This window comes from Streptomyces sp. XY431 (assembly GCF_001279805.1).
Taxonomy (GTDB): domain Bacteria; phylum Actinomycetota; class Actinomycetes; order Streptomycetales; family Streptomycetaceae; genus Kitasatospora; species Kitasatospora purpeofusca.
The window spans coordinates 92,859-111,392 of the sequence record NZ_LGDO01000483.1; the positions used below are offsets into that span (position 1 = coordinate 92,859).

At 69.9% G+C, this 18,534-nt stretch carries 28 protein-coding genes; 14 read left to right on the forward strand and 14 right to left on the reverse strand.

What is annotated here, in order from left to right; translation table 11 throughout:
* Positions 1-6 precede the first annotated feature (6 nt).
* The 3 genes from ADK60_RS31835 to ADK60_RS42570 are packed head-to-tail and all read left to right on the forward strand — an operon-like array spanning position 7 to position 2,463.
* On the forward strand, positions 7-855 hold the full coding sequence (locus ADK60_RS31835) for an SPDY domain-containing protein (protein ID WP_053650471.1): 849 nt from the start codon (positions 7-9) through the stop codon (positions 853-855).
* A 19-nt stretch (positions 856-874) separates the two neighbouring features.
* Complete coding sequence (locus ADK60_RS31840; RefSeq protein ID WP_053650472.1) at positions 875-1,723, forward strand: SPDY domain-containing protein; 849 nt, start codon at positions 875-877, stop codon at positions 1,721-1,723.
* Positions 1,720-2,463 carry a helix-turn-helix domain-containing protein gene (locus ADK60_RS42570; RefSeq protein ID WP_079008849.1) on the forward strand — a complete coding sequence of 248 codons (744 nt, stop codon included), beginning with the start codon at positions 1,720-1,722 and terminating at the stop codon, positions 2,461-2,463. The genes ADK60_RS31840 and ADK60_RS42570 overlap by 4 nt, the downstream gene beginning before the upstream one ends.
* A 9-nt stretch (positions 2,464-2,472) precedes the next feature.
* On the opposite strand, the gene ADK60_RS31850 is transcribed toward ADK60_RS42570, so the two are convergent.
* Positions 2,473-2,736: a hypothetical protein gene (locus ADK60_RS31850; protein WP_232246581.1), complete on the reverse strand. Its 264-nt coding sequence runs from the start codon at positions 2,734-2,736 to the stop codon at positions 2,473-2,475.
* 196 nt (positions 2,737-2,932) lie between these two features.
* On the opposite strand from ADK60_RS31850, the gene ADK60_RS31855 reads away from it, so the two are divergent.
* From ADK60_RS31855 to ADK60_RS31900, 10 genes are all read left to right on the forward strand, one after another.
* Positions 2,933-3,280, forward strand: coding sequence for an SPDY domain-containing protein (locus ADK60_RS31855; RefSeq protein ID WP_053650473.1), 348 nt, complete (start codon positions 2,933-2,935; stop codon positions 3,278-3,280).
* 44 nt (positions 3,281-3,324) lie between these two features.
* A complete protein-coding gene (locus tag ADK60_RS31860; protein ID WP_053650474.1) occupies positions 3,325-3,792 on the forward strand; it encodes a hypothetical protein in 468 nt (155 codons plus the stop codon).
* A gap of 138 nt (positions 3,793-3,930) precedes the next feature.
* Complete coding sequence (locus ADK60_RS31865; protein WP_053650475.1) at positions 3,931-4,293, forward strand: helix-turn-helix domain-containing protein; 363 nt, start codon at positions 3,931-3,933, stop codon at positions 4,291-4,293.
* A gap of 78 nt (positions 4,294-4,371) precedes the next feature.
* Positions 4,372-4,755 (forward strand): hypothetical protein, encoded by a 384-nt coding sequence (locus ADK60_RS31870; protein WP_053650476.1) that lies wholly within the window; start codon positions 4,372-4,374, stop codon positions 4,753-4,755.
* The gene (locus tag ADK60_RS31875; RefSeq protein ID WP_053650477.1) at positions 4,755-5,030 is read left to right on the forward strand and encodes a hypothetical protein; all 276 of its coding nucleotides are present in this window, start codon (positions 4,755-4,757) and stop codon (positions 5,028-5,030) included. The genes ADK60_RS31870 and ADK60_RS31875 overlap by 1 nt, the downstream gene beginning before the upstream one ends.
* Before the next feature lie 56 nt (positions 5,031-5,086).
* Entirely contained in the window at positions 5,087-5,299 is a 213-nt protein-coding gene (locus ADK60_RS31880) for a hypothetical protein (protein ID WP_035800215.1), read from the forward strand.
* Between the two features lie 94 nt (positions 5,300-5,393).
* The gene (locus tag ADK60_RS31885) at positions 5,394-5,723 is read left to right on the forward strand and encodes a hypothetical protein (RefSeq protein WP_053650478.1); all 330 of its coding nucleotides are present in this window, start codon (positions 5,394-5,396) and stop codon (positions 5,721-5,723) included.
* Positions 5,724-5,824: 101 nt separating this feature from the next.
* Positions 5,825-6,055, forward strand: coding sequence for a MarR family transcriptional regulator (locus tag ADK60_RS31890; protein ID WP_053650479.1), 231 nt, complete (start codon positions 5,825-5,827; stop codon positions 6,053-6,055).
* A gap of 26 nt (positions 6,056-6,081) precedes the next feature.
* The gene (locus tag ADK60_RS31895) at positions 6,082-6,312 is read left to right on the forward strand and encodes a hypothetical protein (protein ID WP_053650480.1); all 231 of its coding nucleotides are present in this window, start codon (positions 6,082-6,084) and stop codon (positions 6,310-6,312) included.
* Positions 6,313-6,351: 39 nt separating this feature from the next.
* Positions 6,352-6,708 (forward strand): hypothetical protein, encoded by a 357-nt coding sequence (locus ADK60_RS31900; protein ID WP_053650481.1) that lies wholly within the window; start codon positions 6,352-6,354, stop codon positions 6,706-6,708.
* A gap of 59 nt (positions 6,709-6,767) precedes the next feature.
* Here the strand turns inward: ADK60_RS31900 and ADK60_RS31905 are convergent, their stop codons facing one another.
* The 10 genes from ADK60_RS31905 to ADK60_RS31945 form a co-directional block, all read right to left on the reverse strand.
* On the reverse strand, positions 6,768-7,166 hold the full coding sequence (locus ADK60_RS31905) for a hypothetical protein (RefSeq protein ID WP_053650482.1): 399 nt from the start codon (positions 7,164-7,166) through the stop codon (positions 6,768-6,770).
* 114 nt (positions 7,167-7,280) lie between these two features.
* Positions 7,281-9,029: a relaxase/mobilization nuclease domain-containing protein gene (locus tag ADK60_RS31910; RefSeq protein WP_053650483.1), complete on the reverse strand. Its 1,749-nt coding sequence runs from the start codon at positions 9,027-9,029 to the stop codon at positions 7,281-7,283.
* Complete coding sequence (locus ADK60_RS31915) at positions 9,026-9,451, reverse strand: MobC family plasmid mobilization relaxosome protein (RefSeq protein ID WP_234371380.1); 426 nt, start codon at positions 9,449-9,451, stop codon at positions 9,026-9,028. The genes ADK60_RS31910 and ADK60_RS31915 overlap by 4 nt, the downstream gene beginning before the upstream one ends.
* Before the next feature lie 179 nt (positions 9,452-9,630).
* Complete coding sequence (locus ADK60_RS31920; protein WP_035800201.1) at positions 9,631-9,855, reverse strand: hypothetical protein; 225 nt, start codon at positions 9,853-9,855, stop codon at positions 9,631-9,633.
* A gap of 93 nt (positions 9,856-9,948) precedes the next feature.
* Positions 9,949-10,245: a hypothetical protein gene (locus tag ADK60_RS42575; RefSeq protein WP_159400678.1), complete on the reverse strand. Its 297-nt coding sequence runs from the start codon at positions 10,243-10,245 to the stop codon at positions 9,949-9,951.
* Between the two features lie 25 nt (positions 10,246-10,270).
* Complete coding sequence (locus tag ADK60_RS31925) at positions 10,271-11,038, reverse strand: DUF2637 domain-containing protein (RefSeq protein ID WP_079008853.1); 768 nt, start codon at positions 11,036-11,038, stop codon at positions 10,271-10,273.
* A complete protein-coding gene (locus ADK60_RS31930; protein ID WP_035800198.1) occupies positions 11,035-11,595 on the reverse strand; it encodes a WhiB family transcriptional regulator in 561 nt (186 codons plus the stop codon). The genes ADK60_RS31925 and ADK60_RS31930 overlap by 4 nt, the downstream gene beginning before the upstream one ends.
* 110 nt (positions 11,596-11,705) lie before the next feature.
* A complete protein-coding gene (locus tag ADK60_RS31935; protein WP_035800196.1) occupies positions 11,706-12,413 on the reverse strand; it encodes an ATP-binding protein in 708 nt (235 codons plus the stop codon).
* Positions 12,413-13,462 (reverse strand): RodZ family helix-turn-helix domain-containing protein, encoded by a 1,050-nt coding sequence (locus ADK60_RS31940; RefSeq protein ID WP_035800195.1) that lies wholly within the window; start codon positions 13,460-13,462, stop codon positions 12,413-12,415. The genes ADK60_RS31935 and ADK60_RS31940 overlap by 1 nt, the downstream gene beginning before the upstream one ends.
* A gap of 1 nt (position 13,463) precedes the next feature.
* Entirely contained in the window at positions 13,464-13,784 is a 321-nt protein-coding gene (locus tag ADK60_RS31945; RefSeq protein ID WP_353651780.1) for a transcriptional regulator, read from the reverse strand.
* Positions 13,785-14,334: 550 nt separating this feature from the next.
* Here ADK60_RS31945 and ADK60_RS31950 point away from each other — a divergent pair.
* The gene (locus ADK60_RS31950; RefSeq protein ID WP_035800190.1) at positions 14,335-15,210 is read left to right on the forward strand and encodes a helix-turn-helix domain-containing protein; all 876 of its coding nucleotides are present in this window, start codon (positions 14,335-14,337) and stop codon (positions 15,208-15,210) included.
* A gap of 260 nt (positions 15,211-15,470) precedes the next feature.
* Here the strand turns inward: ADK60_RS31950 and ADK60_RS31955 are convergent, their stop codons facing one another.
* The 3 genes from ADK60_RS31955 to ADK60_RS42580 all read right to left on the reverse strand — a co-directional run bounded on the left by ADK60_RS31955 (position 15,471) and on the right by ADK60_RS42580 (position 18,202).
* Entirely contained in the window at positions 15,471-16,094 is a 624-nt protein-coding gene (locus ADK60_RS31955; protein ID WP_053650485.1) for an HAD-IA family hydrolase, read from the reverse strand.
* Positions 16,095-16,374: 280 nt separating this feature from the next.
* The gene (locus tag ADK60_RS31960) at positions 16,375-17,616 is read right to left on the reverse strand and encodes an MAB_1171c family putative transporter (RefSeq protein ID WP_035800188.1); all 1,242 of its coding nucleotides are present in this window, start codon (positions 17,614-17,616) and stop codon (positions 16,375-16,377) included.
* 142 nt (positions 17,617-17,758) lie between these two features.
* Positions 17,759-18,202 carry a hypothetical protein gene (locus ADK60_RS42580; RefSeq protein ID WP_232246579.1) on the reverse strand — a complete coding sequence of 148 codons (444 nt, stop codon included), beginning with the start codon at positions 18,200-18,202 and terminating at the stop codon, positions 17,759-17,761.
* Positions 18,203-18,534 lie beyond the last annotated feature (332 nt).

The window sequence follows — 18,534 nt, forward strand, 5'->3', positions numbered from 1 at the left end:
CCTTCCATGCCGAACATCACCGCCCCGGCGCGCGAGTACCAGATCGCGCCCCGCTTCCTCGCCGACTCCACCCACACCGGCGACCCCGGCCTGGTCCCCCTGCTCGACGCGGGCTGGACCCTGAGCCGCGACGACCTGGGCAACGTCTTCGTCGCCTCGCCCGACCACACCATCCGCACCGGGTTCCTCCCCGAAAGCGAGCGCGGCGACCTGTGGATGATCAACGCCCACCCCGACGCCTTTGCACCGCCCGACTGGCAGGTCACTCTCGACCTGTCCGCCCCACCCGAGATCGTCGGCGAATTCACCACTGCCCTGGCCTCTGCCTACTCTGCGGCGCCGAACTCCGTGCGGGAAGGTGCCGGCGGCGGCTTCGACGTGACGGACCGTCTCCTCGGCGAGAACGGCTGGCGTCTGGAGGCCGAGCGGGCGACGGCCGTCTTCCGCTCGCCCGACGGGCTCGTGGCACTCCACCGGCGGCTCGGCTACCTGGACCCCGAGGCCGAGATGGCCGGCGACACCGAGCGCTGGCTGTTCGAAGTCGGTCCGCCCAGCCACCGCTGGTACGCCACCGCCACCACCAACCTCCCCGACCACCTCCTGGACACCCTCACCACCGCTGTCACCAACCCGGCCCCGGTCCAGCGGTACCTGCGCAAGCAGGAACTGGCGAGCCTGCCCTCGCAGGCAACCGCTACGCCGACCGCGCCGAGCCCGCTGGAGGTCGCGCGCATCCGAGCGGCCACCGCCCGCTCCACCCCCGCACCGAGCGCGAACGCCTCGGTGCTCGCCTACTCCACCACGACCCGGCCCGCGGCACTCCCGGTGCCCGCGCTCGCCGGCCGTGCCCGCTGACCCGGCGCGAGGACCCGACATGCCCAACACGCCCGAGCAGCCGCGCCACTACCGGATTGCCCCGCGCTACCTCGCGAACTCGGACTCCGACGGCTCCGAAGCCGTCCAGCCGCTGCTCGACGCCGGGTGGGCTCGCAGCCGTGATCAGGAGGGGAACACCTTCGTCGCCTCACCGGACCTGCGTGCCCGCCTGGCACACCTTCCAGAGGCCGACGGCCCGCTGTTGTGGAAGATCAGTGCGGGCCCGGACGCCTTCGCGCCGCCGGAGTGGCTGGTCACCTTCGACCACCAGGCCCCGCCCGAGGTCGTCGCGGACTTCACCACCGCATTCGCCGACGCCTACGCCAGCGGCCCCAGCGCCTACCTCGACCACGGCGGACGAACCGTCGGCGTCGAGACGTGCCTGGGGCTCCTCGCCGACGAGTGGAGCTTGGACCCGACCACCCCGTTCCTCACCTACCGGTCGCCGGACCGCTTCGTCCGGCTCCACGTCCGGGACAAGCCCCTGGAGCACGAAGCCGAGATGACCAGCGCCACCGAACGGTGGCTGTTCGAGGCCGGGGCGCCCGGCCAGGTCTGGTACGCCACGGCCTCCTCCCGCCTGCCCGAGCACCTCCTCCAGGCGCTGACCACCGCCGTCAGCGACCCGGCGCCGGTCCACCGGTCCATGCGGCGCATCGACCTGGAGCGCCTCGCTGCCGGGGCCACCGCAACGCCGGCCACACCGACCCCGCTGGAGTTCGCGCGCATCAGCGCCGCCACCTCCCGCTCGACCTCCGCCTCCTCCACCAGCCGGACCCCACCGACCCCGCCTCCCGCTCCAGTCGGTGCGGGCACCGCCGCAACTCCCCGAAGGAGCCGACCTTGAGCAAGCCCCTGCACGGCCAACCCCTCAGCCCCGCCGAGGCCACCCTCCTGCGCTACCTCACGCAGGGCTACACCATCGCCGAAGTCGCTCGGCGCCAGGGAACCCACGCCGCGACCCTTCACAGCCGCGCCGCCAGAGCCCGCCGGAAGCTGGGCGCCCGTACCAACGACCACGCCGTCCAGCTCTACGCCGCACAGCAGGCCGCCCATGCCGCCACCTCACTCGCTCCCACCGAGCAGGCCCCACTGGAGAACACCGTGTCCGACCCGACCGCCCTCGACCATGCCGATGCCCTGATCGAGAAAGCCTGGGCCCGGCCGATCGCCGAACTGGAGAAGGCATCGGTCCGCCAGCCCGTCGAGGACCCCCTGCTCCGAGCCGTCATGCACACCAGGAGCCACCTTGCCGTGGTCTCCAACTCCGCCGCCGTGCACCAGGACCGCCTCCACGCGCTCACGCGGCCCGGCCACGTGCCGGCCTTCTACGACCTCGACCGGATCACCTCTGCGGCCAGCTCGCTGCGGACCGCGTACGCCGAGAGCAACACCGCCCTGAGTGCGATCATCCACCTCGTCGAAGCCCGCGAGTACGCGCTCAAGGCCGACGGTGGCCCGGACGCCGAGCGGGTCCGGGCCGCGACCGCCCGCACCGCGCCCTCCCGGCCGCTGGGACTGCCCGCCGACCGGCCCGGCCCGCAGGCACCCGCCGCTCGTGCGCCGGCTCCCGCGGCTCACCGTTAGGACCCGAGGTCAGTCCTCGGCCCGGTCGCGGTGGGTGCTGGGGTCGGCGGCACCCACCGCGCGAGCCAGCTCCTCCACAGTCAGCTCGACCCGCTGGCCGTCCCGCAGCCGGGCTCGGACCGTCTGGTCGTTCGACCGCCCGGCTCGGTCCGCCGTGGGCACAGCCCACTGGCCGTCAGCGATCATCACGAGGTCGCCCATCGTCCACGGCCGTCCCGCGCTGCGGATCTTGTTCTCCAGTGCCGCCATGTCGCGGCCTCTGCTCGGCTCCACTGCCGTTCTCCCCCTCTGGGCCCGTGTACGGCCGCGCGCCGTAACTCTCCTTCAGCACCCGGCACCCGCGATCCATTCCCGCCGCTTCGCCCACGGCAGACCGAACTGATCCCGGAAATGACTACGAACTTCGGCATGGTGAATGTCAAAGTTCTCATGTCGCCGAAACCGCAGGTCAACGAAGGGACCAGCCCCCGTGAACGCGCCCAGCAACCTCCTGCCCGCCACCGTCCGCCCCGCCGTCGAGGACCGTTCCTGGCTCGCCTCCGACCACTGCGCGGAGCCCGTGCTCGCGCTTCTCGTCGGGCTCGGCTGGCCGACCGTCGACACCCCGGAGGCGAACGTGCACTGCACCAGCCCGGACGGGCGCGTCTACGTCGGCTGGCTGCCCGAAGACCCGGGGGCCTGGCAGCGGGGCATCGTTTGGCGCGTCCAGGTCCGCCCGGCCGACGCCGAGCCGTGGACCCAGGAGTTCGGCATCCATACCCCGGCCGAGGCCGTCGCCGGGTTCCTCACCGCACTCATCGCCACCCACGCCCGCTGACCTCCCCCACTCGTATCGTCCAACCAGCCCCAGGAGAAGCCGCGTTGACTTTCGTTCGAAGCATCGAGTCCGCTCTCACCGACAAACTGCCCGCCAGCGAGAGCCCGGTCGCCGGACGCGCGATCTACCAGACTCTCCGGCAGCGCGGCCTCGCCTTCGAGCCTGTCCACACCGGTGGGGGCTACTTCGCCCTGTCCCTGCTCGTACCCGGCGGCGAACTCCTGATCACCGACGACGACGGCCAGATCGCGCGCCCCGCCGAGGACCACCACGCCTGGCTCGCCTGCTTCTACCCAGCGGCGACATCGCTCTTCGACCCCGACGAGGACGACGTCGTGGACGTCTACGTCGGCGATGGCAGCCTCTCCTTCGAGGACGACTGCAGTGCCTGCGCCGACTCGGTCGCCCGCTGGCTCGCCGACCACCAGGCCAGCGCCACGTCCGGGCCGCTCGCCGTCGGTCTCGACACCACGGCCGACGTCACCAGCGCCTCCCTCGTCCTGGCCAGCTGAGCCACACCACCAGCAAGACACTGCACCGCCCGGATGCCCGGCCCACGCCGGGCATCCGCCCAGCCGCCGGATCCTCCCTCGGCCGTCACCAGCAGCTCCCGTCTTCGGGCATACCGCAACCACCGAAAGGGCCTCCGCGTGAAGCTCAGCATCGACGTCACCCGAATCCCCGGACCAGCCATCGCCGCCCTCGGCACGCTCAATGCCTTCTCTGTCCAGCCGGACTCCACCGCGTTCATCCTCAGCCTTGCCCTGACCACGAGCGGTCTGCTGCTGACCTTCGACGACGTCCACGAGCTGGGCCTGCGGCGCGACCGGAAGGTCGTCGCGCACCTCGCCAAGGCGTCCGACGGTGCCCGCGTCCGCCAGATCGGCAACGCGCTGAACCTGCCTGACCGCACGGTCGCCAGATCGCTCGACCGCCTGACCGCCGACGGCCTCGTGGTCCAGGAGGCCGAGGGCGAGTCCCTGCCGATGCGCTCCTACCGGCTCGCCGACTGAATCGACCAGGACCTCCCCGGTCCCACACCAACTGCCAAGGAGCGAGCAACGCACACCCACCACGCCGACTTCCACCCGGTGGTGGTCACCACGACCACCGAGCACCGCGCGAGCCGCCTCATCATCCCCAGCGCCAGCCTGCGGATCGTCCGGGCCGACCAGGTCCGCGCCGGAGACCTGATCGTCTCCGCCTTCGACCCTGCCGAGCCCGCACGGCTTCCACGGAGCAGCTACTTCGCCTCCGGCCCCTACCGTGCCCGGCCAAGCCCGTACGACCCGACGTGCGGCTGCGGCGTCTGCGGTCTCCCCGAGGTCCACGGCCCGGACGGCACCGTCGTCCTCACCACCGGCCACCCGTGGGACACCTGCGACCCGTGGCCCGCCGACGACCTCGTCCTGATCCAGCCCCGCCGCCGTCTGGCTGCTGCCCACCGAACCGCACCACCGACCAAGAGGACCTGATGGCCGCCCACCGCGCACCGCTGACCAACCACCACCCCGACAACTCCGTCTGTCCGCCGGAGCACAGGCACACCAGCTCGGGCAAGCCGCTGCATCCCGACTGCCCCGGCCGCAGCTACTCCCAGGCCATCTGCACGTGCGGCGCCTGGGAGTTCAAGGGCTCCGCCAAGGGCTACGTCAACGAATCCCGCAAGCGGCACCTCGCCACCCACACCCCGCCCGCCCCGACCGGACCGGCCGTCCTGCGCGGCCTGCTCCGGCTCGTCCTCCCGTGACCGCCACCAGCTCACCCACGCCCACCGTCGCCCCTCGATCTGCCTGGAGACCCGCCATGCCCCAGTACTTCACCGTCCGCGACCTGCTCGCCCAGCTCCAGAACCTCGACCCGAACCTGCGGATCCGCCTCGCCGTGAACCCCGACTTCCCGTTCGCCCACTACGTCGGCACCGACGTCGTCGTCCACGACGGCATCGCCTACATCGGCGAGGACGGCCAGGACGGCTACCTCCCGCACGCCGTCAGCAACCACCTCGCCTGGGCCTGACCACCCCCGACCAGCACCGAGCCAGGAGGACCGCATCACCTCTCGCAACGTCCCCAGAACCGCCCACCCGCTCGACAGTCTCGCCCTCCGGCCGATGCCGGCCGGAGTCCGCGGCGCCCTCGTCCGCAGCGCACCCACCAACCCCAGCCACCCGATCGGCGTCCTGTGGCTGCCCGCCGATGCTCCCCGTCTTCCCCTCGGCCGGATCAGCCTGCGGTGGGAGGAGGCCAGCTGCGCGGGCTGGGACGTCACCGCCCGCCTCGGCCTGGCCACCACCGAGGTCCACCTCGGCTCCTGGCACGCCGCCCCCGACGACTGGCCGCACCTCGTTCGCCCCACCGTCCGCGAGGTCACCGGCCTGTGCTCGGCCCTCGCCGTCGCCACCGCCGCTCTCAACCTCTCCAACCGGCTCGCCGAACTCTGACCGGCCCCCGTAGCAGGCCGCCCCGCCACCGGCAGGGCGGCCTTGCCGTACGCCCGCCCATCCCGCGTACCCTCGTCACCGGAACACCGAGGAGGAACACCATGGCCGACGACCAGCAGCTCTGGGGCTACGCCGAGGTCGCCGCGCACCTCGGGATCAGTGTCGGAGCCGCCCGCAGCCGCAAGAGCCGAGGGGCCCTGCCCTCACCCGACGACGAGAGCGTCCCGGACCGCCCGCGCTGGAAGCCCGCGACCTTCGCCGCCTGGAAACCGCGGGGCCAGGGCTACCGCAGCGACCTGGCCGCCGAGACCGCCGACCCGGCTGCCAGCTAACCCGTCAAGCTCTACGCTCTCCACCCATGAGCGCCTCTTCGATGCCTTCCCCGCCGTTCCCGTCTCCGGACTCCGCCGTGCTGCAGCTGGTCGTCGCCAACGCGGTCGCCTCGGTGCAGACGGGCGAGGCCACCATCGAGGAGGCGATCCTGCACGCCGCCGTGCGCGGCTGGTACGAAGGCCACATCCAGGGGGAGGACGAGTGCCCTGGCTGTGACTTCCGGGGAGAACTGCCCAAGTCGACCCACCGCAGCTGACAACGGCTGCGGCCCGGTCTGGAAGGACCACTCAACCTCATGACCGACCGCCCGTCCCGACCTCGGCCGTACGCCCTTGTGGCGTACGGCCTCCTCGCCGTTCTGGGTTCTGCCACCGCGATCGTCGCGGCGTTCTCCGCCTCCTACGCGATGTGCGCCCTCGGCCTGGCCGTCCTGGGCGGAGCCGCCCTCGCCGCGTACTGGACTGCGCGAGCCGGTGACGCCAGGACCGACCAGCTCGTCCTCGAGCGGCTCCGACGGGAGCCCGTCCTCGATGCCGACGCTCTGGCCGTCGAGCTTGCCCTGCGCCCGGCCGCCGTCCGGCTCAGCTTCCACCGGCTGAGCCGAAACGGCAGCCTGCCCATGTCCGACAGCACGCCCGACATCGAGCGCTGATCGCCTCCGCTGCGAAAGGGGACCGCCACCGGCCTGGTGGCGGTCCCCTTCGCTCTGCCCTACTCGACGTAGAGCCCTGCAAACGTGCCGTCGAACCCGAGGGCGATCTGCCCCTGGGCGAGGGTGGGGTAGTACGTCCAGCTCGGGTCCGTGAGCATCGCGTCGAAGTCCTTGCGGGTGATCTCGGGTTCCAGCCACTGGTGGCCGCAGCGGCAGCGGACCCAGACGTTGCGGCGGTGGTTGATGAGCAGCCAGTCGCGCCGAGCCCGGCAGCCGGAGCAGACCACCGGCATGCCGCGCAGGGCCAGCTCGTGGGGGCACTGCGCTCCGCGGATCGCGTCTGGCCCGCTGGGCGGCGCTGTCTCGTACTCCAGTTGAAGCAGGGGGTCGCCGGCCGCCGGCTGAACGACGGTCGCGGCCGGGACGGTGCTGGCGGGCTGTTCGGCGGTTCTGGGCACGGGCTGGCTCTCCGTTCGCAGTACAGGTTCTTCCCTAACACCCGGTGGAAGTGGGTGTCGAGGGGTTTCTGGGTGCCGGCCCGGCGGACGAAGGGTGTCCGCCGGGCCAGCTGGTCAGCGCCGGGGGGCCGGACGTCGGGGGTCAGCGGCCGGGCGGGCGGGCGCAGGCTTAGCCGCGCAGGTGTTCGAGCGGCCGGCTACCGGCCGTTCCTGGCTGGCACCGGTCTTCGGCTTGTCGGAGGAGCTGGGGATCGAGGGCAGGTCGGCGATGCGTCGGATTCGCCAGACCAGCACGTCGTCGGTGTTGCGAGCGGTGTCGAGTTCCCGCCAGGAGCTGGCTTCCTCCAGCAGGGCCTTCGGATCGTGGCCGACCTTCTCGGCTTCGGCGAGGGTTGCGGCAAGAGCGTCGTACCGGCGGTCTGTGCCAGTGCGACTCTCCGGTTCGCCAAGGGCGGCTCGGATGGTGGCTTCGTGACGACGCCGTTCGGGCTCAGGCAATGCCTGGCCCTTCTCGCGCATCGCCCGCATGGGGGTGGTGGCGGTCTGCTGGTAGGCGGCGCGGAGGTGGTCGGCGGCCTGACGGGAGGCTGCTGCCTGCTGGGCGTGCCCTCGGGCGGAGTGCCAGCGGGCAGCGGCCAGCGTGAGCAGGACGAGGGTGGAGAGCACCATGGCGGTGGCACCGCCGTCCTCTCCACGACCCAGCGCCCCGCCGGCGTGGACTATTCCGCGGGCGGCCGAGCGCAGGGCCCTGATGTCGGCGTTCTCCGCTCGGACGTGGGAGCGGGTGGCTCGCTCGAACGTCCGAGCGGCGTCCCGCAGTGCGGCGCGGCTGGCGGCCGGGGAGGTCTGGGCGAGTGCGTCGAGGAGTTCTCCGGCGCCGACGAGCTGGGCGGCGGCCTCGTCGTCGTCTTCGTTGAGGACAGCCGTGGCGCGCTCGGCGATGCCGGCGGCGTCCCGCCTGCTCCGGGCGGGTGCTGACGGGCCGTTGCGGCTGGTGCGCGAACGCGGTGGCTCGCCGTGGGTGGGGCCGTCGGTCAGGCGGCGGCGGATCCGCGGCAGCGAGAGGTCGGGGCCGAGCTTGGATCCGGAGAACCAGATCGGCTCCGCGCTGGCGTTCCGGTCGCCAGGGAGGGCGACGTTGTAGCCGAGGACGTCGCCGGACGGCGCGTGGCGGAGCTTCACGCGAAGGCCCGCCTCGTGCAGGCGGGTGAAGAACTCGTCTTCGGTGGCGGCTCCGGCGACGGCCTGGCGTACGGCTTCGCGGAGGGTTTCGCGAGGGGTCTCGGTGCGGCCGGTGCGCTCGGCCTTCCACCGTTCCTGGCTGGTGGGGGTCTGGGCGGCGGTGCCGTCGCCGGGGGTGAGCTGACGCAGGCCGTAGTCCTTCTCTATAAGGCGGGCCTCGGCCTGAGCTTTGGGCCGGTCGAAGCTGAGGTTTGCGAGGCGGCCGTCCTGGCGCACCAGGGTGGCGGCGATGTGGATGTGGTCGGGTGCATGGCGGACAGCGACCCAGCGGCACGCGGCGGTGTCGCCTTCTGGGGCGATGCCGGTGGCGTGGACGATGCGGCGGGCGATGGCGGCCCACTCGGCGTCGTCGAGGTGGCGGTCCTCGGGGGCGGTGCGGAGGGAGCAGTGCCAGATCTTCTTGGCTGGTGCGCGGTCGCCGAGGGCCTTCACCGGCTGGTCGAGCTGATCGGCGAGTTTGGCGACCTGGTGTCGTTCGGGGTTGGGGCCCGGGTCGGGTGCGAAGTCGTTCCAGGAGGCGACGAGGTGCTGATCGGTGTGCTCGTTGGCCTTGCCGGGGCCGAAGAGGTAGTTGACGAGGGGGAAACTGCGGTCGGTGCCGATGCGGATCTTGGGGATCACCGGCGGACCATCCAGGCCACCGCCTCGTCGACTGCGTCGATGGAGGCTCCGACACGGGCCAGCAGCTGCCGAAGGCCGGCACCCGGCTGGCCGCCGGCGTTGACGTAGTGGGCGAGTTGGTTCAGGTTGTTGCCGACCGCGCCGAGCTGGCGGTTGGACTCCATGAGTTCCTGGATGCCGCGCCGGTAGTCGGCGACGGCGGCGGTCGGGTCGTTGCTGGTGGCGGCGGCGATGACGGCGGCGGCCGTGTAGCCGCCGGGGGCGAGTTCGGCTTGCTGGGCTGCTTGCTGAAGGAGCGCCCACTCGGCGTCGCTGAATCGGGGGCAGACACGGTTGGTGCGCGGCACGCTCTGGCGAGAGCGTCGGCGGGCGGTCTCGGAGCTCGCTACGTGCAGCGGTTCCTCCTCTTCTATGGTCGGCACCCCTGGGCCGACTCCCTGCTCGGTGGCAGGCCCCCCTGGGTCTGCCACCGAGCAGGGAGCCTCCGCCCCGTTCGGGGCGGAGGCGGGGTAAGGACTCCTTACCCCATAACTTGCTCCGCCAGGAGCCTGATCACGGTCACTGGCCGGTGCCGGGGTGGTGCCGTCCTGGTCGGGGGCGGTCACCGGCTCGCCTCCGTGTCTCGCTGCTGGACGTCGCGGACGAGGTCCTCGATCCAGTCGATGGCCAAGACGGGATGGTGGAGGGTCCAGGGGCGGGAGTGCCGGCGACGTTGGACAGTCCGGGTGCCGTCCGTGCCGGTTTCTACGCGGTGGAGGTGACCGCGCTGGTGCAGGACGGTCAGCCAGGAGTCCACCTCGGTCCAGGTGGTGGGGGTGGTGCGCATGGCTGGGGCTCCGGTTCGGTGGACGGTTCTGTGTCGGGGTGGGGGGTGACCGGCCGGGGTGATTCGTCGGTCACCCCGGCCGGTCAGTCGCGGTCAGTCCCGGTTGGCGGCGGCGAGCTGGTTCTGGCGCTGCTGCTCGCGGAGCTGGGCCATCAGCTGGGTCAGCGTGTCGCTGGACAGCGTGCGGTTGGAGCCGCGTATCGCCTGGGCGACTATCTGGCGGGTCAGCCGGTTGTTCGCCTCTTGCACAGCCTTGTTCGCGATCTCCAGCAGCTCCTCGGTGTCCCGGTCGTCCGAGCGGTCAGCGACCGTCCGGTCTGTGACCGGTGTCGTGGTGACCGGGCTGACCTCCGGGTTGGTGGCGTCGGTCACCGTGACCGGCCCGGCCACGGTCAGCTCCGACCGGACCGCCCGGTCAGTGACCGGCGAGCCGGTGACCGCGCTGACCGACCGGCCGCCGTCCCGCGCTGACCGACCGGCCGCCGTCCGGCTGACCGCCCAGGTCAACCGCCTCGGTCACCGTGACCGGCCCGGCCACGGTCAGCTCCGACTGGACCGCCAGGTCAGTGACCGGCGAGCCGGTGACCGCGCTGACCGACCGGCCGAGGTGGCCGGTGGCCGCCAGGGCGTTGTCCGCGATTCCGGTCAGTTCGGTCACCGGCTCGGTCGGTGCGGCGACGGCATCGGTCTGACCGAGGTCACCCTCGGCATTTCGGTGGGTTCGGCCCGGTCGGCCGGACGGGCTGACCGGTCCGCGGGCGAGGAGGATGTAGAGGTGGACGGCCCCGGCCAGGGCGAGCGGCGCGATGGTGGACAGCACGGCGACCACCGAGTCGCCCAGCCGCAGGCCGGTAGCGGTGCTCTGCTGGTTCAGCCTGACCGCGTGCAGCGCGTTCGCCCACAGGCTCGTCCCGGTGGCTGCTCCGAAGAGCAGCCACACGTAGGCGCGGGCACGCAGCGGAGCGTCGCGCATGACCAGCAGCGCCCGGATGCTGTAGGCGATGAAACCGTCGACGATGATCGGGAAGACGTAGGTCAGGAAGCCTCGGACGTGGACGGCCGACGCCATCTGTTGCAGCGCGTCGTAGGACAGCGCGCACCCGGCGGCGCCCAGGGCGATGACGACGGTCCGGTCCCAGCCCGTGACGTGCGCGGTGGTGGGGGTGGCGGCGGCGGTGCTCATGCCGCCGTCCCGAAGTCGTCGGCCCGCAGGCTGGTGCCGGCCGCTGCCGCGCTGCCGCCACGTGCCTCCTGCTGGAGTTCCCGGTTGCGGATCTTGCGGCTGGTCTCGCGGTACAACTTCAGAGCGTGGTCCTCGCTGATCTTCAGCAGCATCGCCAGGCGCTCGACGCTGACGCCCTGCCGGTATCCGGCTAGGACGACTGCCCGGCGCTCGGCCGAGGTGAGGTGGATGTCCCGACCGGCGATGGTGGCGTTGACCCTGCCGTAGTCGAGGCGCTTGGCGATCTTCTCGTGCAGGGTCTCGCGCTCTTCCTCGGTCAGTCCGCCCCGGATCCCGTGGGTTTCTCCGCCTTCGAGGGCGGCGTCGAGGCAGGCGAGGCGGACCGGGCACTGGCCGCACAGCGACAGCGCGGTGGCGATCTTGGCGGTCTCGTCCGGCCCGGGGAAGAACACGTCGGGGTCGACGGGGTTGTACTCGCTCGGGTGGCAGACGGCCTGGTCCTGCCAGGTGTGGTCGCCGAGCGAGCGGTAGCGCTCGGGAGTGGTCGTGGTGGTCATGCGGGGTTGCTCCGATCGCTCTCCGCGCGCAGGTCGGCGTCGGCGGAGAGGTGCACTGGGTCGGTGAAGGGCGAGGCGGCGCGCTCGGGGGCGCGGCCGGGGTGGCGGGCTCAGGCGGCGCGCTGGAGGCGTCTGCGGTCGACCGGCTCGAACTCGACCCGGGTGGTCATCTCGGCGAGCCGGGAGGTGACCCGGTCGCCGAGGTACGCCTTGAGGTCCCTGATCCGCAGGTTCGTCGTGATCAGGGTCGGGAGCATCGCGTTGTACCGGCGGTTGACCAGCCGGTACGTCTGCTCTTCGACGAACTCGCTCGTCTTGGCTGCCCCGAGGTCGTCGAGGATCAGCAGCGGCACTCGGCTGTAGGCGGCGAGCACCCGCTCGGCGTCGGTGTCGGAGCTGGGCCGCAGCCCGGCGTACAGGTCGGCGGCGGTGGTGGCGCGCCAGCGCACGCCGATGCCGGCTTCGACCAGCACCCGGACCGCGCCGTACGCCTGGTGCGTCTTGCCCGCGCCGGTCACCCCGGCCAGCAGGAGGCTGGGGCCGGTGGTGACCTGGCGGCGTGCACCGGCGCTGGGCGCGACGGCCTGGGTGGCCACCTGCCGGGTCCAGGCCAGGACAAGCGGGTGGTCGGCCACCGCGTCGCGGTACCGCAGCGGCATCCCGGCGGACAGTGCCTGCTCAGGCGAGAACGGCTCCGGCTCGTCCGGGACGGCGTCGACCGTGGCGCGGTCGATGCCCCGGGCGGCGAGGATCCGGGCCATCCGGTCGAGGACCGACGGGCCGTCGGCGAGGGTCTGCGGGTCGCGGTAGGTGCGCATCACAGCTCCTCGGCGTAGGCGGCGTGGGCGTCGACCGGGTTGGTCCACGCCTGGTGAGCGGGCAGGTTAGGCCGGGATCCCGGCCGGGCCAAACCGGCGTTTCGTGCGTTCATGGCGTCGTTCACCAGGCTCGGCAGCCGGGACGGGTGGCCCTGGATCTCGGCAAACCGCCGCAGCCCGGCCCGCACGTGATCGGGGTCGATGCCCTCGTCCAGCAGGGTCTTGACGACCTTGCCGAGGTGGCCGAGCACGCTGCCCGGCGGACGCTGGGGGCAGGAGGCCACGTACTCGCCGACGAGCTGGTTGGCCGAGACGGTGTCGGCCCCGGGCGCTGGCCGCCCCGTAGGTGAAGACGATCCAGGATCCAAGATCCTGGATCCAGGCGCCGAGGGCTCCGGGAGGTTTCGGGGAGACTTCGGCGAATTCTTGACCGCAGCGCCCTGACCTGCAGATTTTCTGGCGGGCCGAGTGTGATCCGGCTCGTTGCCGAGCAGGGTGTCGGGAAGGGCGTCAGGGACGGACTGCGCGGGCACGGGAGCTGCCGGGAGGTGCTCTGCGGGCTGCGCGAGGGCTCCCCGGGTGTTCGCCGAGTTATCGGCGAGGTCTCGGGGAGGATTCAGCACGGCCGACGCGAGGACGAGCTGACCGTCGGTCGAGGAGGTGCGCTTGGTGCAGGGGCCCTTGCACGGGCCGCACCGCTCCGGCGCGCAGTGCGGGCAGGCGGGGAGACGGCTGAGGGACGGCTTGTCGATCTTCTGGTGGCGGTCCCACGTGATGTAGTGGAGGTACCGCTTGCCGTCGCAGCCGGTGTACCGGTGGATCAGGCCCGACCGCTCCATCTGCATGAGGTGGTCCTCGACATCGACGGGGGCCTGGTCGGCGCGCACGACCCAGAGCTTGCCGTAGATGATGGCGGCGTGGTCCTTGTGGCGACCACGGTCGTCGCACTCGGTGGCCAGGCCGAAGAAGGTGCGCTCGGCGTAGATGGTCAGCTCGGCGAGCGTCTCGGAGGTGTAAGCCTCCGGCTTGACCGGTCGGATCCGCGACATATCAGCGGCTCCGGCGGGTGGCGTCGAGGTCGCCGACGACGAGTTGCCCGGTGGCGAGGTCCAGGGTGTGCGGCCGGGTCCAGTCGGCGTCCGGCCAGGTGCGCAGGACCCACCTGGCGGCGATGTTGGCCTTGGTGCGGGTCAGCGTGATCCGCGTCCCGGCCGAGTCTGCGGCCCGAGCGTGGGGGTGCGGCCACTGCCGCTCGGGGTGGGCGAGACTGACCTGCAGGATGGTGGCCCCGGGGATCAGGTCTGCGAGCTGGACGGCGAGGCGGCGGTGGCGGTCAGCGGCGTCTGGGCAGGCGAGGGTTCCGCTCGGCATGGCAAGCATGCGATACTCCGTTGTTCGTAGGAGCGCGCGGCGGTATCTCGTGCAAAGAAGTCCCGCCGCTGCGTGGTAGTGAATCGGCCCCTTCGGGGTGCCGGCCCGGCGCTTGGGAGTTGGTAGCTCCCGGGCGCCGGTTCTCGTTGGCGAGACGTGTCAGGGACCGTGCGCTCGCATTGGCCCCACCCCCTCGCTGGTCTGTCTCTTCCCCGGGTCGCTGCCCGGCGGCGGACGACGAACATACGTAGACACCTGTGGCAAGTCCACCCGGTAACCCGCTACGGGGCACACAGGGTTCGCGACGGCTGGTAGCGGGGGCTGATGCCCCCACGGCCAGTCGACACCGACTGGGTACCGGACCCCGCGGCACGTTGCGCAAATGGCCACGACGCCGCACGATAGGGGTCTTCCAGGGACTGGCACCACGGAGAGTCGGGCTCCGACCACCAGGTGCGATACAGGAACGTACGTTACTTGCGCGGATGTATCAAGCCTGGATTAGAGTGGTCTCACACACCGCCCCGGTCGCCGCCCAGCAGGAGTTCATGTGCCCCCACGTCAGTTCGACGGCAGTCGCATCCGCACTGTCCGGCGGGGCATGGAGCTCGGCCAGAAGGAGCTGGGAGACGCGGTGGGCGTCAGTGCCCCCACTGTCGCGCGGTGGGAGACCGGCCAGGACTTCCCCAAGGGGGAGAAGCTCCCCGGGATTGCGGCGGCCCTGGGGCAGCCGCTCGATGTCCTCTTCCCCCACGACGGTCCACCGGACCTGCAGCTACTGAGATGCGACGCCGGCCTCAGCGTGACGCAGGCCGCCGAAGCCATCAACGCGAGCCGGGCACCGGTGAGTAACGCCGAGGCTGGTCGGCGCAGGCTCAGCGATGCCTACGTGCAGCCGCTCGCAGCGGCGTACGGGGTGACCGAGGAGGAGCTGCTGGAGGCGCAGGACTGCTCGTTCGGCGTGCCCCCGAAGACTTCTCGCGGCAGCCAGGAGTCCGCACCCCGCACGGTCGGGGAAAAGATCAACTACCTTTTGCAATACGGGTATGCGGGCCAGCAGGCACCTTCCGACGAGGAGATCGCGCGGGCCGTCAATGATCACGCGGGCGTGACGGTCGTCACGACCAACGACATCGCGGGCCTTCGCGCGGGTGCCACCACCGATGCCTCCGACGTAGTGCGCTCGGGCCTTGCCGAGGCGCTCCAGGTCGACTCCGCCGTCTTCCAGGACGACGCCGTCCTCGTCCCGGCGGCACGCGAGTTCCTGGAATCGCTCCGCTTCCTCGGCACGATCCACGAAGGGCAGATCCTCGGGCTGGCTGCCCGCGGCAACAGCGAGGGCCTGTCAGCCGAGATGATGGCCGCCATCAACGCCCTCGTTGGGGAACTGAGACACAAGCTGCCAGAGGCGCCGGACGGGGAGTGACGGCGTCGCCAATTCGTCTTCGCCGGCCTACTCCCGGAGTGGGTTCCGCTCCACAGGCGTCGGTGCATGGCTGCTGCCGACGGGCGACCGCGCTTCAAGCGGGCCGGAACGAACTGTCACCGCCAGGCCATGCTGGCAACACCGAAAGGGGCTGAGTCCCCGCCCCTTATCGGGGGCGGGGACTCAGCCCCTTTCGGTGTTCATGTCCTCGGGGCTCCAAGGTCGCGCCCTTGCTACACCGAGGTATCGACTCCGGCCTGTTACGCGGCGAGGTCCACACCGAGCAGCTCGGAGAGAGTGGCCACCGTCTGCTTCGGGTCCTGGTTGTGAACCCCCGCGAGCCCAAGCTGCTCTGCTGCCCCAACATACGCCTCGGTGTCATCGACGAAGATGCACTGCTCGGCCGGCAGATCCATGAGCTTGAGCGTGGCCTCGAAGAGCGCCGGGTCGGGCTTGCGCATCAGATGGTTCTCGGAGATCACCACGACGTCGTACAGGCGCTCAAGGTCGTAACCGTCGTACAGGTCCCACGGAGCGAGACCCACGCTGTTGGACAGGATGCCCACCTTGATGCCGGCTCGCCGTGCTGCGGCAGCCGCGTTGATCAGCAGGGGCTCAGGGCGAAGGTCACCGAAGATCCTGCCCATCAAGTTGTCGGGGGACACGCCCAGCATCTTGCCGGCGAACTCGTTCCACTCAGTCTGGCTCACCGCGCCGCGCTCCAGGTCGCTGGTGATCCGGACGCCAGTCTCGTCCTTGTACAGAGCCGTGAGACAGGCACCCTGCGGGAGCCCCTCGCGCTGCTCGAACGCCAGCACTGCGGGCAGGAGCGGGGTGGTGAGCACGCCTCCAAAGTCGAGGATGAGGCCGGTGCGGTTGGACATGCGGAAACTCCATTGCTGAGATTTCGTACGCGCATCCAGATCGGACGGCGTCACGCACCCAGCCGCACAGAGAGCGGCAACAGTGGCTGTGCGTCACAGCCCCGGGTGCGCTTACGGGACAGGCAAGACCCTATGAGTCCACATCACCCACGGTACCAGCCCAGTCCATAAAACGGATGGTGCTGAATCTCACTTGCCAAATGACCATTCAAGATCGCCATTGCGATTGTTCCACACGGACCGGGCGGCATAGCGTCCGAGAATTGGCACACGAGGCTGATTACAGGCTATCTACCGGTTCGCCTTCCATCGCTGCGGAGTGCACAAGAAGATCTCGCGCCTGCTCTGCGGTGGTTCCCGAGTAGACCGCACTGACTCGCGCTAGCCACGCCGCCTCACTGTCGGTATCGACGAACGGCTTCTCTCTCAGAGGGGCGGTGGCCCTCTGGCTGGGCGGGGCGGTCTCAGCAGCGAGGAGCGCGGCCTTAACCCAGTACGCCTCTGCTGCTGGCTCGGGGTCGGGGCGCGAAGCGGTGAAATCCTCCGCCGCGAACATCAGATCTCGCGGCGCGTAATAGCGCAGCTTTTCGCAGGCGTCAGCAATATCCTGGGTCCATCTGTCGAGCCGGACATCATTGGGGACGCGAATTTGCACGAGCTCCGAAAGGCGCCGCCCGGGTGGGTACAGACTCGTCCCCGGAAAAGCCTCCACCAGGTCGAACCAGATGGGATAAATCCTGTAGAGAGTGCGCCAATTGTTCCACTGGGCCGCCGCCGCACGAGTTGTGGGAATACTCGCGCCTACAGCAACGATCAGGAACAGCAGGTCCATCCACAGCGACGTGGCGTCTACGAGCAGCTGCACCATGGAGGGGCCTATAGGGAAGGCCACCGCAGACCAAAGGATGGCGATACGGGCCAACGTATGAGCCAGCCCCATCCACATCGAGATGCCCATCAAGCTCAGCCCGATACGCATACTCGCGCACTCGGCCTGGCGCGCTGCCCGCGTCCACTGATATCCGCAGATAGCAGTCGTGACAAGCGGGAAGAAATAGAAAACGGTCATGTAGACCGCGACACCCCACTGTCCGGCGTGGTCGATGAGGAAATTCTCACTCGGCCTGCGACGGTCCACCACGGTGAAAAAGAGAACCGTGAGCAGAATGACGCCTACCGCGCCGGCCTTGTAGGACGCGCGGGCGATCCAGCGGGAGACGGCCACGTGACGGGGCACGACCGCCGCCGAGCTCTTCCCGTAGCTGGTGGCGACGTAGGTCAGGGCCGCGATGATCGCTGCCGTGCTGGCGAAGTGTCTGAGTAGGGCGCTCAGATCCACCACGGGAACATGATCCATCGCATTCATTACTGCTGGCGTATAGAGCCACAGGGCTACGGCGAATCCGGCATACCCGCCCCAGAGCGCCCTGCGGTGGGAGTCACCGTAGCGAACAGCGGGAAATCTCCACACTACGATGACAGTCATCACTGCCGCAGTCAGGTATTGAAAGTAATGGAACATCTAACCAATGACTATCTGCGCAGGCCGCGCGCTTTGTCACCCTGAAAGGCGACCACTACGACCTTAATTACCGGTAGGGAGAATGTTTGCTCGACGGAAGTCGTCGGGAAATTTCACGTCTATAAGAGCCATCCAACTACGATTAGCGTCGGCGCCTTGGCGGAGCCACCGGGTGCACAAGCGAGGACTCCAGCAGGCTGACCATGTCGTCCCCGGTGAAAGCTTGGCGCCGAGCCAGACGCTTTATCAACGATGCCGAAATCTCGGCCTGCTTTTCCTCGAGGCTGCCAAAGTCCACACGCCCCTGAACCAGAGCCAATGGAAAACGCTTCAGGACCTCTTGGCGGACTCGCTTGGGGACGTACCGCTCGATCTCGGCAGGCGTCAGCGAGGTCCCATGATCCAGCCATTCATGCGCAAGCTCATGGAGAATTACATGCTCGGTGTTATTTCGACTTGAACGACGGCGATAGAGAATGACCGTGAACTCTGGCGTTTTTACCCTAAGACCGCAAGCTGTACCCAAGCCTCCGTCAGGGTCATCCAGCGGCAATAGCCGAATCTGGCGACCCAACGCGGTCTCCATGTTCCGCACCAATGCCTCGGCACTGAAAGGAGTAGGAATAGGAAGATCGGCGAGCAGCCTCTCACACTGCTTGACAAGGACACGCTGCGACGGATCCCCACGCCAATGCATACTCGCTCCAGTTCACTGCCAGCCCCACCCTGATGCTCCTACGCAAGGCGCTAGCAGCCGGGAGCCATTACTTTCCGTGTGCGACAGCCTCCCGCACATCTCATCCACAAACGATCGTACAAGGCGGAATATGTGGTACGCGCGGGCAGGCATGTAGCGAATGTCACCCACAGGCGATAGCGCCACTACCCATATACCAAGATCGAATCTTGACCCTTCGG